Genomic DNA, 14,177 nt, shown 5'->3' with positions numbered 1-14,177 from the left:
GACGGCGACCTGCGCTGGTTCGTCGACCCCATCGACGGGACGGCCAACTTCGCCGTCGGCCTGCCGTTCTTCTGCGTGTCCATCGGCGCGGCCCTGAACGGAGAACTGGTGGCCGGCGTCGTCTACGACCCGGTGCGCGACGACATGTTCACCGCCACGCTCGACGGCGCCACCTGCAACGGCGAGCCGATGCACAGCCGGGGAGCGACCCGCGACGACACCGCCGTCGTCGCCACGTCCTACCCGAGCGCCTACGACCTGAGCCTCGGACGCGAGGAGGCGCTGCGGCGCTACGGCCGGATGGTCGACGCGTTCGCCACCGTGCGCCGTCCGGGCAGCGCCGCCCTCACCCTCGCCCACGTCGCCGCCGGATGGACGGACGCGGCCTACGACTCGTCCATCAACGCGTGGGACATCGCCGCCGGACTCCTGCTGGTCAGGCAGGCGGGCGGGACGTACGTGCCGCTCGGCGGCGAGCCCGGCGGCGACGACTGGGAGGCCCCCGGCTACCTGGCGTGCGTGGCCGGCTTCGACCTCGCCGGTTCCGTCATCGCGGAGGTCGCGGACTACAAGGGCGCGGGGGCCTGAGGACCCGCCCGTGAGGGCGCCGCGAGTGCGCCCGGTGGTGGTTTGACAGCCGTTCGTGATCTTGACCAGACTCGGCGGTGCCGGTGGCGCGACCCGGCGCCGCGCGCTCGCGGACAGGGACGGTGAACGATGATCGATGCGCTGGTGGGGCGGGGGGCCCTGTGATTCCCGCGGGTTCCCGTGCGGAGAGGATCGCGGGGCTCTCGGAGGTGCGGGCGGTGCGTCCGGGGGCGGTGGCGGAGGCGGCTCGGGGGCGGGTGAGGCGTGCGTCGCTTCTGGGCGGGTCGGGTCGGTTGATGCTGGTGGCGGCTGATCATCCGGCTCGGGGTGCTTTGGCGGCGGGGGGTGATGCCCTTGCGATGGCCGATCGGGGTGAGTTGCTGGATCGGTTGTGCACGGCGTTGGAGCGGCCGGGTGTGGACGGGGTGCTGGGGACGCCGGATGTGATCGAGGATCTGCTGCTGCTGGGGGTGCTGGACGGCAAGGTCGTGATCGGTTCGATGAACCGGGGCGGGCTGGCCGGGTCGTCGTTCGAGATCGATGATCGTTTCACCGCTTATGGTGCGGGTGCGATCGCAGGGTCGGGGCTGGACGGCGGGAAGATGCTGCTGCGGGTGGATGACGCCGATCCGGCGACGGTGCGCACGTTGGAGGCGTGTGCGGGTGCGGTGACCGAGCTGGCGGGGCGGGGGTTGATGGCGATGGTGGAGCCGTTCGTCTCGCGCCGGGTGCAGGGGCGTGTGCGCAATGATCTGTCGCCGGAGGCGATGATGCGTGCGGTGGCGATCGCTTCGGGGCTGGGGGAGACGTCGGCGTACACGTGGTTGAAGGTGCCGGTGGTGGCGGAGATGGAGCGGGTGATGGCGTCCTCGACGCTGCCGGCGCTGCTGCTGGGCGGGGAGGTGGCCGCCGACCAGGGCGCCGCGCGTGAGGGGTGGCGGCGTGCGCTGCGGCTGCCGACCGTGCGGGGTCTGGTGGTGGGCCGGTCCCTGCTGTATCCGCCGGACGGGGACGTCGCCGCGGCCGTCGACGCCGCGGTGGAGCTCCTCTGAGGCCGCGCTCCGCACGCCCGCCGGCACTCCGGGTCAGCGCGGACCAACGTTGTCCTGGGGTTTCTCCTCCCGGCCAGTGATCGTTCATGCCCGGTTCAGGGACGGCGACCAGGCTCCCGCGTGATCCCCTTACGTGAAGGAGTGCCCATGTCCGTGACCCGTCGCGGAGTCGTCAAGGGCGGCGCGGCCGGCGCGCTGTCCATCGCCCTCGCCGGAAGCCTGGACGGAATCTTCCAGACGTCCGCAGGCGCCGATACAGGGGAGGCGTACGGCTACGGCCCGCTGATCCCCGACCCCAAGGGCGTCCTGGACCTGCCCAAGGGCTTCTCCTACAAGACGCTGTCGGTGGAAGGCGAACCCATCTCCGAGGGCGTCGTCGTCCCCGGGCACCACGACGGGATGGCCACGTTCTCCGGCAGCCGCCACGGCCGCACCCGGCTGGTGCGCAACCACGAGCAGAGCAACAACGGCACCCGCGCCGTGGGCCGTCCCGAGTTGACCTACGACCCGGCCGCCAACGGCGGGACCACCACGCTGGAGGTCGACAGCCAGGGCAACCTGCTGTCGCAGTACGTCAGCCTGGCCGGGACGTCCACCAACTGCGCGGGCGGACGGACCCCGTGGGGGACGTGGCTGACCTGTGAGGAGACCGAAGGCTTCACGGGCCAGACCAAGAGCCACGGGTGGGTGTTCGAGGTCGACCCGAGCGGCCGCGAGACCGAGCCCGTCCCGCTCACCGGGCTCGGCCGGTTCGCGCACGAGGCCGTCGCCGTCGACCCGCACACGCTCACCGCGTACCTGACCGAGGACGCCTCCAAGCCGTTCGGCCTGTTCTACCGGTTCCGGCCCCGCGCCCACCGCGGCGGCTACCACGCCTACATGTCGGGCGGGAAGCTGGAGGCGCTGAACGTCCCCGGCGTCCTGGACCTGTCGGCCGTCCAGGAGCCCGGGACGCGCCTGCGCGCCGGATGGGTGGAGGTGCCCGACCCGTCGGCGAAGCAGACGTCGGTCCGCAAGCAGTTCGACACGATCACGCGGAGCCAGAAGCTCGAAGGCGCCTGGTGGGGCCACGGCAAGGCCTACTTCGTGTGCAGCTACTCCCGTAAGTCCGACGGCGGCGCCGCCGACCACGCCGGGCAGGTCTGGACCTACGACCCGCACCGGAACGAGATCGAGCTGCAGCTCGTCTTCAAGCCGGGCGGGCGCTTCGACGGCCCCGACAACATCACCGTCTCCCCGTACGGCGGCGGCGTGATCCTCGCCGAGGACGGCGACGGCGAGCAGTACCTCATCGGCACCACCCGGCGGAACGAGCCGTTCGCGATGGCCCGCAACGCCCTCAACGACAGCGAGTTCACCGGCGTGACGTTCTCCCCGGACGGGCGGATCCTGTTCGCCAACCGCCAGTCCGACCCGGGCGCCACCTTCGCGATCACCGGCCCCTGGCACCGCCTGCGCGGCTGAGGACCACCGGCACGGCGTCCCCGGACAGGACGAGCCCGACAGGGCTCGCCGGGGGCGCCGTGCCTGCGTCCGCGGCCCGCCCGAACCGGCGCGTCCGGTGGAAGGACCCCGCGCTCTTGCATCCCCATGCCGCCGAGCGTGGCACGATCGGGGGCGGGGGATCGTCTTCCCGATGAGGTGCCGTCAGATCGGAGCGTGATCGTGGTCGTGGTTCTCGTCCTGGCCGGCGTGGCCGTGCTGGGCGCCGTCGTCGTCCTCGCCATGGGCAGGGGCGGCGGGCTGGCCGAGGCCCATCCCGACTATCCGCCGGTCAGCGTGGACGTCGAGGGACGGCCCGTCATCGGCTGGGAAGGCTCCCACCTCCGGTTCCCCCGGACACTGTGGGGGTACCAGCCGCACGTGACCGACGACGCGTTCCACCGCCTCACCGAGGCCCTGCACGAGCGCGACGCCCGCGTGGCCGACCTGGAGCGGCAGCTCCACGACGTCCGCGAGCGCGCCGGCGACGCCGAACCGGCCGGCGCGGTCGGGGCCCTGCACGGCATCGAGGAGGCCGGCGCCCGGGTCTCGCTCGGCAAGGAGTCCTTCGAGGCGGACGCGGAGGAGAGCCGGTGAGCGCGGTCGCGGTCCACGCGGAGGCGGTGTCGGCGGCGCCGCCCGAGCGGCTCTTCGACGTCCTCACCGACTGGCCGCGGCACGCCGAGTGGATGCCGTTCACCCGCGCGGAGGGCGGCGACAGGGTCGGCGACGAGCTGCGGGCGTGGACCGGCGTCGGCCCGGTCGGCTTCCTCGACACCATGGTGATCACCGACTGGCGGGCCGGCCGCCGCGTCGCGGTCCGGCACACCGGCCGCGTGGTGCGCGGCGAGGCGTTCTTCAAGGTCGTCCCCGAGGGCTCGGGCAGCCGCGTCATCTGGGCCGAGCGCGTCGACCTGCCGCTGGGCCCCCTCGGCCGCGCCGCCTGGCTGGTCGCGGGGCCGGTCGTGAAGGCGTTCATGGCGCTCGGGCTGCGCCGCCTCGCCGTTCTGTCGCAGCCATGAGGTAGAACGGGCGCGTGAGCACCGCGATTATGGGCGAGGACGGGCTGGCGCGCTGCCCGTGGGGGCTGTCGGCCCCCGACTACGTCGCCTACCACGACGACGAATGGGGCCGTCCGGTCCGCGACGACCAGGGCCTCTACGAGCGGCTGTGCCTGGAGGCGTTCCAGTCGGGCCTGTCGTGGCTGACGATCCTGCGCAAGCGCGAGGGCTTCCGCGCCGCGTTCCACGGCTTCGACCCCGAGAAGGTCGCCGCGTTCGGGCCGGACGACGTCGAGCGCCTGATGGGCGACGCCGCCATCGTCCGCAACCGCGCCAAGATCGAGGCCACGATCGCCAACGCCCGCGCGGCCCTCGACCTGCCCGGCGGCCTCGCCGCCACCGCCTGGCGCCACGCCGACCCCGACTCCCCGTCCTATACCGACATGTCCGAGGTTCCCGCCTACACCGACGCGTCGAAGGCCCTCGCCAAGGAGCTGAAGAAGCACGGCTTCCGCTTCGTCGGCCCCACCACCGCCTACGCCCTCATGCAGGCCTGCGGCCTGGTAGACGACCACCTCACGAGCTGTCACCGCCACGGCGCCTACTGACAGGCCCTATGGCACGGATGCGCGTGTCCGGCCCCCGAGTAGTCGTTCGCCTTAGCCCGCAACGACCTCAAGGTGTGCGATCGCGTGCGAAGCCAGTTTCGAGCCCGCGAGAAACTGATCGCGCAGCGAGCCGCCAGGCGAGCCGGAGCGATGCTAGCGATCGCAGCGTCTCCTCTGGCTTCGGGCCCCCTAGGGCCCTATGCCAGAGGAGACGCGGTAGACACTGCCACTGCTCTTCTCGCCGGGAGGGCCGAGACGGCGAAGGTGACGGCGGCGGCGCCGGTGATCACTGCGGCGTAGAGCCACCAGGGGGCGGTCGGGGTGAGGAACGAGCTGCCCGTGGCGACGTGCAGCAGGGTCGCCGTGCCGAGCGCGGTGCCGAGGCCGAGGAGGCTGCCGAGCAGGACGACCGTCGCGGCCTCCCAGCGGACGATCGAGCGGATCTGCGCCGCCGTCGCGCCGACGGCGCCGAGCAGGCCGAACTCGCGGGTCCGCTCGCCGACGCTCATCGACACCGTGGTCGCCATGCCGAACAGGGCGAGGACGAGCGCCATGCCGATGAACCCGTAGATGACGCTCATCCCCTTGGTCATCGCGTCGGACGCCGCCTTCACGTAGCCGGCCCTGTCGACCACCCTGAGGCCCGGCGCGTCCGCGAACGCGCGGGACAGGTCCCGCTCGGCGCCGCCGCTGACGAGCACGACCTGCGCGGCCGCGGTGGGGTCGAGCCGGTCCATCGTGGCTTCCGAGACGAGCGCCTGGTCGGCGAACAGGTGGGACGGGTCGTGGTAGGCGGCGGCGACGGTGAGCGCGACCCTGCCGCGGGCGCCGCGCACCACGATCCGCTGCCCCTTCCTGATCTTCTGGCCCTTCATGATCGGGGACGTGAGGGCGATCTGGCCGTCCCCGAGGCGCGGGAGGCGCCCGCCGAGCCTCAGCACCGACGGCAGGGCGTTCTGGTCGGCGCCCGTGACGGCGAGGTAGACGGGCTCCGGGGCCTCCTCGGGCGACGGCCTCCTCGGCGGGGGAGAGACGAGCTTGACCTCCGACGCCGTGAGCGCGGCCGCGGCGGACACGCCGGGCACGGCGGCGGCCTTCCGGGCGGCGTCGCGGGGGAGGGGCGCCGGCCCGTTCGAGGTCATCCCGGTCGCGGTGATCGCGTGGTCGGCCCGCATCACCTCCCGGCCGGCCTCGTCGAACCGCGCGTCCACCGACAGGACGATCATCGCCGTCGAGGCGACGAGCGCGACGCCGAGCATGAGGGAGGACGCCGCCGACGACACGCGGCGCGGGCTGCGGGTGATGGTGGCGCGGGCGAGCCGCCCGGCCTCGCCGCTCACGGCCGTGCCGACGCGGCCGACGATGCCGCCGAGGGGGCCGACGAAGAACGGGGCGAGGACGGCGAGCGCCGCCACGGTCGTCATGCAGCCCATGAGGGCCATCACGCTGGTGCCGGCGGTGCGTTCGGGGCCGGGCGGCTCCTCGTAGCGGATGCCGAAGACGCCCCCGAAGAAGATCCAGGCGGAGGCGAACACCGCCAGGGCGCCGAGGAGGCGCGGCCAGCGGCGGCCCGCCGTCTCGGCGCTCGCGGCGCGCAGCGCCTGCATCGGGGAGATCTTCGCGGCGCGGCGCGCGGCGCGCCGGGCCGCGAGCTGGGTGACGAGGATCCCCGCCGCGGCGGGGACCGCGAGCGCGATCCAGCCGTACTGCGCGTCGGCGGCGGAGATGTCGAAGCCGTCCTCGGCGAACAGGTGTGTGAGCAGCGCCGACACCGGGAAGCCGAGCGCCACGCCGCCGGCGGAGGCGACGGCGCCGAGGGCGAGGGCCTCGAACCGGATCAGCCGCCGGATCTGCCGGGGCGTCGCGCCGATCGCGCTGAGCAGCGCGAGCCGCCGGGTCCGCTGCCGGACGAGGGTGCCGAACGTGTTGGCGACGACGAACAGCCCCACGAACACCGCGACGGACGAGAGCATCCCGATGGCGCCGCCGATCGACGCCCCGGCGCCCTGGAGGTCGGCCGACTGGGCGCGCCGGACCTCCGCCGCCGTGCGGACGGTGACGTCCTTGCCGAGGTCGCGGGCGAGGGCGGCGCGCAGTCCCGGCACCGACCCGCCCGACGCCTTGACCCAGACGCTCTGCCACGTCCCCGCCGGAAGGCCCGCCGCCTGCGCGACGGTGGCGGGGGGCGCCAGCACAAGGTCGCCGCTCGCGACGGAGCCGCGCCCCTGGACGGTGACGATGCCGACGATCCTCATGTCCCGGCTCTGCTTCGGCAGCAGCACCTTCAGGGTGCCGCCGACGTCGAGCCGGCCCGCGCGGGCGACGTGCCGGGTGACGGCGACCTCGCCGTCGGCGGCGGGCGCGCGGCCCGACTCCAGGCGGTAGGGGTTGAGGCGGCCGTCGGGAGTCCACGGCCGCAGCGACGTCCCCGCCCCGGCGGGCGGCAGGATCGGCTCGCCGTCCGCGCCGCTCGCGGTCACCGGGACCGTCGCGTCGCCCGCGACCGCCGCGACGCCGGGACGTCCCGCCACGGCGCCGAGCGCGACCCGGCCGTCCGGCGGCGAGTACGGGTCGTCGGGGTCGGCCGAGCCGCCCTGGACGAGCACGTCCGCGCGGGAGTATTCGCTGGCGTCGCTGCCCGACACCGCCTCCTGCGCCCGCAGCGTGAACTGCAGGGCGCCCGCGATCAGCCCGATGGAGAACACCGCCGCCAGCAGCGTGGCGGCCAGCCGCGTCCAGCTTTCGGCGAAGGAGCGGCGCGCGATCAGCCACATGACCGTCAGCCCTCCATCCGGCGCATCACGGCGTGGACGCCGTCGACCGTCGGCGCGGGAAGCTCGTGCACGATCATCCCGTCGGCCAGGAACAGCACCCGGTCGGCGTGCGCGGCGGCCGCCGGATCGTGCGTCACCATGATCACTGTCTGCCGGTAGGCGTCCACCGCGCGGCGCAGGAAGCCCAGCACCTCCGCCCCCGACCGGGAGTCGAGGTTGCCGGTGGGCTCGTCGGCGAACAGCACCTCCGGCCGGGTCAGCAGCGCCCGCGCGACCGCGACGCGCTGCTGCTGCCCGCCCGACAGCTCGCTCGGCCGGTGCGCCAGCCGCTCCCGGAGCCCGAGCGAGTCCACGATCGTGTCGAACCACTCCCGGTCGGCGCGCCGGTTCCCCAGGCGCCCGGTCAGCCGGATGTTCTCCTCCGCCGTCAGCATCGGCAGCAGGTTGAATGACTGGAACACGAACCCGAGCCGGTCGCGGCGCAGCTTGGTCAGCCGGGTCCGCGACAGCCGGGTGATGTCCACGTCCCCGATCATGATCGAGCCGGAGGTCACGGTGTCGAGCCCCGCCATGCAGTGCAGGAAGGTCGACTTGCCCGAGCCGGACGGGCCCATGATCGCGGTGAACCGGCCCCGGGGGAAGGCCGCCGAGACGCCGCGGAGCGCGGTCACCTCGTTCTCGCCCGCCCCGTAGGTCCTGACGACGTCGCGCGCGACGGCGACAAGGTCGTTGACCTGTCCGGCGAGGGATACGGCGGCTGTCTGCGTCATGCCGTCCAGCAAACCGCCGGGCACCCCTCGCCCACATTGGCGCGGCCTCCCCGCTTCTTACGGGGGAAGCCCCCACCCCCGCCCCCGGGAGAGCCCGAGGACTAGCGGCCTTCGAAGACGGGCTGCTGCTTCTTCAGGAACGCCTCGGTCGCGTTGCGGTGGTCGCTCGTCTTCTCGCACTCGTCCTGGAGCTCCGCCTCGCGTTCGAGCGCGGACGCCAGGTCGTGGGTCGCCGCGTGGTCGAGCGCCGCCTTGACCGCGCCGTAGGAGGCCGTGGGGCCGGCCGCGAGGCGGCGCGCCAGCTCCACCGACGCCGGGGCCAGCTCGTCGGCCGGGACGACCCGCGTCACCAGCCCCAGATCCAGGGCCTCCTGGGCCTTCACCGGCTCGCCCAGCAGCAGCAGTTCGGTGGCCTTGGCGCGCCCCACGAGGCGCTGGAGGGTCCACGACATGCCGCTGTCGGGAGCGAGGCCGATACCGGTGAACGCGGTCGCGAACCGGGCCCTGTCGGACGCGACGATCAGGTCGCACGCGAACGCCAGCGACGCGCCCGCGCCCGCCGCCACGCCGTTCACCGCCGCCACGACCGGCTTGCGCATGCCCGCGATCGCCAGCACGATCGGGTTGTAGTGCTTGCGGACGGTGTCGTCCAGGCCGCGGCCCGCGGCGAGGTTGTCGCCGTGCTCGCGCAGGTCCTGGCCCGCGCAGAACGCCCGTCCCGCGCCCGTCAGGACGACCGCGCGGACGGCCGGGTCGGCGGCGGCCCGCACCACCGCCGCGCGCAGGGCCTCCTTCATCTCGACGGTCAGCGAGTTCATCCCGTCGGGGCGGTTGAGTGTGATTGTCCCCACTGCTTCGGTCACGTCGTAGAGCACGGTCTCAGACATCGTCGTCCTCCCGGTCCTCGGTAGATCTTCCCAGGCCACCTTCGACGAACACCGGCGCCCTGGGCAAGGGCGGTCCCGCCCGGTGCGGCGGTCCGCGGGCGGGCGGAGCGGCCCTCCGGCCCCCGCCGATCCTGAGGCCCGGGGCGGTCCGCGACCTGCGTCGGCGGGCCCCGGCTGCCGATCTGGAGGCTGATCGTTACCACTTCGCGCCCGGAAGACGAGATAATGGACCACTACTGATGACGCGGATGCGACACGCGGCCACGCGGCCAGAGGTGTGCGAGGCCGCGGCCCTACTTAGGAAGGGGATGCACGCATGGCGGCGATGAAGCCGCGGACGGGAGACGGTCCGCTCGAAGTGACCAAGGAGGGACGCGGAATCGTCATGCGGGTCCCCCTCGAAGGCGGCGGCCGCCTCGTGGTCGAGCTCTCCGCCGACGAGGCCAAGGAGCTCGGTGAGGCCCTCAAGGACGTCGTGGGCTGACGGCCCGGCGTTCCCGGCCTTCTGGTGACGGTCCCGGCGTCGGCGCCGGGGCCCTTGCCATTTCCGTGACCATTCAGCACGACCAGGGGGGACCACCGCCATGCCCATCGAGACCCGCATCCACGGCGCCGGCGGCACCGTGTCGCAGACCGCGGTCGACCTCGGGGCCGAGGTGGTGGCGGTGCCCGTCCGCTCCGGTCCCGCCGCCCCGGCGGCGGAGGTGGCGGCCTCCCTCCCCTTCACGCTGGACGAGCTGCTCGCGCTGCACCAGGCCAAGGGCGAGCCCGGTGAGATCGTCGCCACGCAGGTCCGCGTCGGCGACCGGATACGGGAACTGCTCCTGTACGGCGTGGGCGAGGCCTCCCCGGCCGACCTGCGCAGGGCCGGAGCCGCGCTGGCCCGCCGCGGCAGGGGGCGCACGGCGCTCGTCGCGGGCGTCCCGGGCGGCGACCTCGCCGCCTTCGTCGAGGGCGCGCTGCTCGCCTCCTACGAGTTCAGGATCGGCGCCGCCCCGCCGAAGAAGGCGCTCGGCACCCTCGCGGTGCTGACCGAGGCGGGCGCCGAGTCCGACGCCCCCGCGATCGAGCTCGGCACCGCGCGGGCGCAGGCCACCGCCCTCGCCCGCGACCTCGCCAACACCCCGTCCTGCGAGAAGGACCCGTCGTGGCTCGCGGCCCAGGCCGAGCGCGTCGCCGGCGAGTCCGGCCTGACCGTCCGCGTGCGGGGCGAGAAGGAGCTGGTGGACGAGGGCTTCGGCGGCCTGCTGGCCGTCGGCGGCGGCTCGGCCCGCCCGCCCCGGCTGATCGAGCTCACCTACGACCCGGGAGACGCCGGGGGCTCCTCCCCGCGCCACGTCGTCCTGGTCGGCAAGGGCATCACGTTCGACAGCGGCGGCCTGTCGCTGAAGCCCAACGAGGGCATGAAGACGATGAAGACCGACATGGCGGGCGGCGCCGCCGTCATCGCCGTGATGAGCGCGCTGCGGGCCCTCGGCTGCCGCGCCCGCGTCACCGGTCTGGTCGCCGCGGCGGAGAACATGCCGTCCGGGTCGGCGATGCGCCCCGGCGACGTGATCACCCACTACGGCGGGACGACGTCGGAGGTGCTGAACACCGACGCCGAGGGGCGGCTCGTCCTCGCCGACGCGCTCGCCTACGCCGACGCCCGGCTCGACCCCGACGCGGTGGTGGACGTCGCGACGCTGACCGGGGCCGCCAAGGTCGCGCTCGGCCTGAAGCACGCGGCCCTGTTCGCGAGCGACGACGCCCTCGCCGAGGAGCTCACCCGCGCCGGGGCCGCCGCCGGAGAGCCCGTGTGGCGGCTCCCGCTGGTGGAGGAGTACCGCGCCGCGATCGACTCCGACGTCGCCGACATCAACAACATCGGGCGCGGCGGCTACGGCGGAGGCTCGATCACGGCGGCGCTGTTCCTGCGCGAGTTCGCGGGCGAGCGGCCCTGGGCGCACCTCGACATCGCCGGGCCCGGCCGCTCCACCTCCGAGGACGCCGAGATCACCCGCGGCGCCACCGGCTACGGCGCCCGCCTCCTGCTGGACTGGCTGACGGCCTGACCGGGCCCCGCGGTCCCGGGCCGGTCACCGGCTCCGGCGGTCGATCACCGGGACGCGGCGGCGCCGCCTGGCCTGCTTGACGATCTCCGGAAGCGTCGCGTCCCAGCCCGGCTCGACCGCGAAGCACCACGGGACGGCCGCCGCCGTGGCGGGCACGTCCCGCATCGTCAGCGCCACCAGCGGCGCCCGCTCCGACGTGCGCGCCATCTCCGCCAGCTCCGGGGTCGGCAGGAAGACCAGGTAGTCCTGCTCGCCGCGGCGGGTGCCGCCGACACCGCGCCGCAGCGCCGTGATCGCCGCGACGTCGTCCCAGGGCAGCGTCCGCCCGGACCGGCGCGGCAGCGGCCAGCGGGCGGGACGCCGCACCCCGCCGGCGTCGAGCTCCAGGACGGGCCGCCGCGACAGCATCGCCCCGGCCGACACCAGCAGGCCGGCCCCGAACAGGCCGAGCCCCGCCACGCCCAGCGCCATGACCACGACGCTGCCGGCGGCCGCGCCGCGCATCGCGCCGCCCGCGACGAAGGCGGCCGACGCCAGGAAGAGGATCACGAACGCGGCGAGCCGCCACGTCCCGCGCCAGGTGATCCGCTCCCGGACCGCGAACGCCTCCCCGGTGGCCCGGCCGCGCTCGACGTCCTCAGTCACGCCTGACAGCGCAGAGCAGGCCGTCGCCCACCGGCATCAGCAGCGGGACGAGCCGCTCGTCCTCGCGGATCATGCGGTGCACCTCGCGGATGGCCTCGGTGTCGGGGTCGCGCCGGTCGGGGTCGGCGACCCGGTCGTGCCAGAGCGCGTTGTCGAACGCGACGACGCCGCCCGGCCGCAGCAGCCGGAGCGCGTCCACCAGGTACTCGGGGTACTCGCGCTTCGCCGCGTCGCAGAACACCATGTCGTAGGCGCCGTCGGTGAGGCGCGGCAGCACCTCCAGCGCCGGGCCGATGATCATCCGGGTGCGGAAGCCGGACAGGCCCGCCTCCCGGTAGGCCTGCTTGGCCAGCCGCTGGTGCTCGGGCTCGATGTCGACGCTGGTCAGCACCGCGTCCTTCGGCATGCCGCGCATCAGGTAGACGCCGGACACGCCGCAGCCCGAACCGACCTCCACCACGGTCCGCGCGCCGATCAGCGTGGCGATGAAGCGCAGGGCCGCGCCCCCGGCCGGTCCGATCGGCGCCGCGCCGACCTCCTGGCCGCGCCGCCTGGCGTTCAGGAGCGGCTCGTCCTCGGGGAGGAAATCCTCCACATAGGCCCGGGTGGCCTCAATGGCGTCGATGGCTGCCTCCTCGTGGGACCCCCGCATGGCTCATGCTGGAAAGACCATATCGCTGCAGGGGAACCAACTGGCGTTTCAGTGCGTTGTTACCAACACAGGCAAGCACCGAGTCGGTATCAGAACCGCCCCAGCCCAGGCGAGACCGTGCCGTTCCAAGGCGAGACCTTGGCTCACGAGAGAGGAACAGCCCGGCACCATGGGAGTCGCAGCACTCAGTTTCAGAAGCGCTGTGGGGGTCGGCGCCAGGCAGGGTCTGGGAAACGCCGCTCGCACCAGAGAGAACGCACCCGAGGCAGAATGGGCGCCGCCGTCCTGGGACGAGGTCGTCCGCGAGCACTCCGCCCGCGTCTACCGGCTGGCCTACCGCCTGACCGGCAACCAGCACGACGCCGAGGACCTCACGCAGGAGGTCTTCGTCCGCGTGTTCCGCTCGCTGTCGAACTACACGCCGGGCACGTTCGAGGGCTGGCTGCACCGGATCACCACGAACCTGTTCCTCGACATGGCCCGGCGCCGCCAGCGCATCCGCTTCGAGGGACTCGCCGACGACGCCGCGGAACGCCTCCAGGGCCGCGAGCCGACCCCGGCGCAGGCGTTCGACGACAACAACTTCGACGCCGACGTCCAGGCCGCACTCGACGCGCTGGCCCCCGACTACCGCGCCGCCGTCGTGCTGTGCGACATCGAGGGGCTGTCCTACGAGGAGATCTCCGCGACCCTCGGCGTCAAGCTCGGCACCGTGCGCAGCCGCATCCACCGGGGGCGGGCGCAGTTGCGTTCGGCGCTGGAGCACCGCGCGCCCACCCGGCGCCGGCCCGGGACCAGGAACGACTACCAGGCCGCCGACGCGGCCTTCGAGGGCGAGCCCGGGGGAGTGCACGCGGCGGGCGGTGTCCGGCCGCTGCCGGAGGGCGTGTAAAGCTGTGCACCGCGCGCGGGGCGGGACCGCGCGCCTGACCGAACGGAATCGACGGAGGCGGCGTGAGTTGTCTGGGGGAGCGTCTGACCGCGCTGGTCGACGGTGAGCTGGGGGACGAGGAGCGCGAGCGCGCCCACGCCCATCTCGCGGGATGCGCCCGCTGCCGGGAGGAGGCCGACCAGCTGCGCAGGCTCAAGGGGAGGCTGCGGGGCCTGTCGGAGCTCCCGGCGACCGACGGCACCGACGACCTTCCGTCCGCCGACTTCCTGAGCCGGCTGCGCACCCTGCCCGAACTGTCCGGTCTTCCCGGCGCTCCCGCGGCCCCTGAGGCGCCCGTTCCCGGCTTGTCGCCGAAGTCCCCCGTGCCGCACGCGGGCTCGCGCCCCCGGCACCCCTCCCGGCCGCTTCGATCATCGGCCCGTCCCGTCAGGCCGCCGCACGCCGCCCGCCCGCGCGACAACCGCCCGGCCGGGCACGCCGCCGCGATCCGCGTCCAGCCCCGGCGCCGCTACCTCGTGGTCGGCGCCGCCACCCTGTTCCTCGGCCTCGGCACCGCCTCCTACATGGCGGGCGGGCGCCAGGACAGCCCCGCCGTCACGCCCGCCTTCGACCGGTTCGCGGTCGAGCACGCGCTCACGTCCGGCGACGCGCCGATGACCGACCCGCTCACCGACCCGGTCAACCAGATCCAGGTCTCCCCGAGCCCGTGAGGCGGGCGGCTCCGCCGGGCCGGCGCCGGCGCGGCGCCGTCCTGGCCGCCGGGCTCGCGGGC

At 74.2% G+C, this 14,177-nt stretch carries 15 protein-coding genes; 10 read left to right on the top strand and 5 right to left on the bottom strand.

Annotated features, from left to right (window positions below):
- The 6 genes from AB0K37_RS33775 to AB0K37_RS33750 all read left to right on the top strand — a co-directional run.
- Nucleotides 1-588, top strand: a 588-nt coding sequence (locus AB0K37_RS33775) for an inositol monophosphatase family protein (protein ID WP_363987904.1), incomplete at its 5' end; no start/stop codon positions are given.
- Nucleotides 589-1,004: 416 nt separating this feature from the next.
- On the top strand, nucleotides 1,005-1,640 hold the full coding sequence (locus AB0K37_RS33770) for a hypothetical protein (protein WP_363987902.1): 636 nt from the start codon (nucleotides 1,005-1,007) through the stop codon (nucleotides 1,638-1,640).
- A gap of 147 nt (nucleotides 1,641-1,787) precedes the next feature.
- A complete protein-coding gene (locus tag AB0K37_RS33765; protein WP_363987901.1) occupies nucleotides 1,788-3,104 on the top strand; it encodes an alkaline phosphatase PhoX in 1,317 nt (438 codons plus the stop codon).
- A gap of 195 nt (nucleotides 3,105-3,299) precedes the next feature.
- The gene (locus AB0K37_RS33760; protein WP_363987899.1) at nucleotides 3,300-3,719 is read left to right on the top strand and encodes a hypothetical protein; all 420 of its coding nucleotides are present in this window, start codon (nucleotides 3,300-3,302) and stop codon (nucleotides 3,717-3,719) included.
- Nucleotides 3,716-4,144 carry an SRPBCC family protein gene (locus tag AB0K37_RS33755; protein ID WP_363987897.1) on the top strand — a complete coding sequence of 143 codons (429 nt, stop codon included), beginning with the start codon at nucleotides 3,716-3,718 and terminating at the stop codon, nucleotides 4,142-4,144. Before AB0K37_RS33760 ends, AB0K37_RS33755 begins: the two co-directional genes overlap by 4 nt.
- A 29-nt stretch (nucleotides 4,145-4,173) precedes the next feature.
- A complete protein-coding gene (locus tag AB0K37_RS33750) occupies nucleotides 4,174-4,731 on the top strand; it encodes a DNA-3-methyladenine glycosylase I (RefSeq protein ID WP_363987905.1) in 558 nt (185 codons plus the stop codon).
- 197 nt (nucleotides 4,732-4,928) lie between these two features.
- On the opposite strand, the gene AB0K37_RS33745 is transcribed toward AB0K37_RS33750, so the two are convergent.
- The 3 genes from AB0K37_RS33745 to AB0K37_RS33735 form a co-directional block, all read right to left on the bottom strand.
- Nucleotides 4,929-7,505: an FtsX-like permease family protein gene (locus AB0K37_RS33745; RefSeq protein WP_363987895.1), complete on the bottom strand. Its 2,577-nt coding sequence runs from the start codon at nucleotides 7,503-7,505 to the stop codon at nucleotides 4,929-4,931.
- 5 nt (nucleotides 7,506-7,510) lie between these two features.
- Nucleotides 7,511-8,275 (bottom strand): ABC transporter ATP-binding protein, encoded by a 765-nt coding sequence (locus tag AB0K37_RS33740; protein ID WP_363987893.1) that lies wholly within the window; start codon nucleotides 8,273-8,275, stop codon nucleotides 7,511-7,513.
- 101 nt (nucleotides 8,276-8,376) lie between these two features.
- Entirely contained in the window at nucleotides 8,377-9,162 is a 786-nt protein-coding gene (locus tag AB0K37_RS33735; RefSeq protein ID WP_363987891.1) for an enoyl-CoA hydratase-related protein, read from the bottom strand.
- 316 nt (nucleotides 9,163-9,478) lie between these two features.
- Here AB0K37_RS33735 and AB0K37_RS33730 point away from each other — a divergent pair, with 316 nt between their 5' ends.
- Together AB0K37_RS33730 and AB0K37_RS33725 are read left to right on the top strand one after the other, a co-directional pair.
- A complete protein-coding gene (locus AB0K37_RS33730) occupies nucleotides 9,479-9,646 on the top strand; it encodes a DUF3117 domain-containing protein (protein ID WP_083980698.1) in 168 nt (55 codons plus the stop codon).
- A 100-nt stretch (nucleotides 9,647-9,746) separates the two neighbouring features.
- Nucleotides 9,747-11,216, top strand: coding sequence for a leucyl aminopeptidase (locus AB0K37_RS33725; RefSeq protein ID WP_363987890.1), 1,470 nt, complete (start codon nucleotides 9,747-9,749; stop codon nucleotides 11,214-11,216).
- A 24-nt stretch (nucleotides 11,217-11,240) separates the two neighbouring features.
- Here AB0K37_RS33725 and AB0K37_RS33720 read toward each other — a convergent pair whose 3' ends face one another.
- A complete protein-coding gene (locus AB0K37_RS33720; protein ID WP_363987888.1) occupies nucleotides 11,241-11,861 on the bottom strand; it encodes a hypothetical protein in 621 nt (206 codons plus the stop codon).
- Nucleotides 11,854-12,513 (bottom strand): O-methyltransferase, encoded by a 660-nt coding sequence (locus AB0K37_RS33715; RefSeq protein ID WP_363987886.1) that lies wholly within the window; start codon nucleotides 12,511-12,513, stop codon nucleotides 11,854-11,856. The genes AB0K37_RS33720 and AB0K37_RS33715 overlap by 8 nt, the downstream gene beginning before the upstream one ends.
- Before the next feature lie 169 nt (nucleotides 12,514-12,682).
- On the opposite strand from AB0K37_RS33715, the gene sigE reads away from it, so the two are divergent.
- Together sigE and AB0K37_RS33705 are read left to right on the top strand one after the other, a co-directional pair.
- Nucleotides 12,683-13,405, top strand: coding sequence for an RNA polymerase sigma factor SigE (sigE, locus tag AB0K37_RS33710; RefSeq protein WP_363987884.1), 723 nt, complete (start codon nucleotides 12,683-12,685; stop codon nucleotides 13,403-13,405).
- Nucleotides 13,406-13,467: 62 nt separating this feature from the next.
- Entirely contained in the window at nucleotides 13,468-14,115 is a 648-nt protein-coding gene (locus AB0K37_RS33705) for a zf-HC2 domain-containing protein (protein WP_363987882.1), read from the top strand.
- The last annotated feature ends 62 nt before the right edge of the window (nucleotides 14,116-14,177 follow it).

Source organism: Actinomadura sp. NPDC049753, from assembly GCF_040674655.1.
Taxonomy (GTDB): Bacteria; Actinomycetota; Actinomycetes; order Streptosporangiales; family Streptosporangiaceae; genus Spirillospora; species Spirillospora verrucosospora.
The sequence above is the reverse complement of the archived record's forward strand: the minus strand, read 5'-3'. Positions and strand labels throughout refer to the sequence as shown.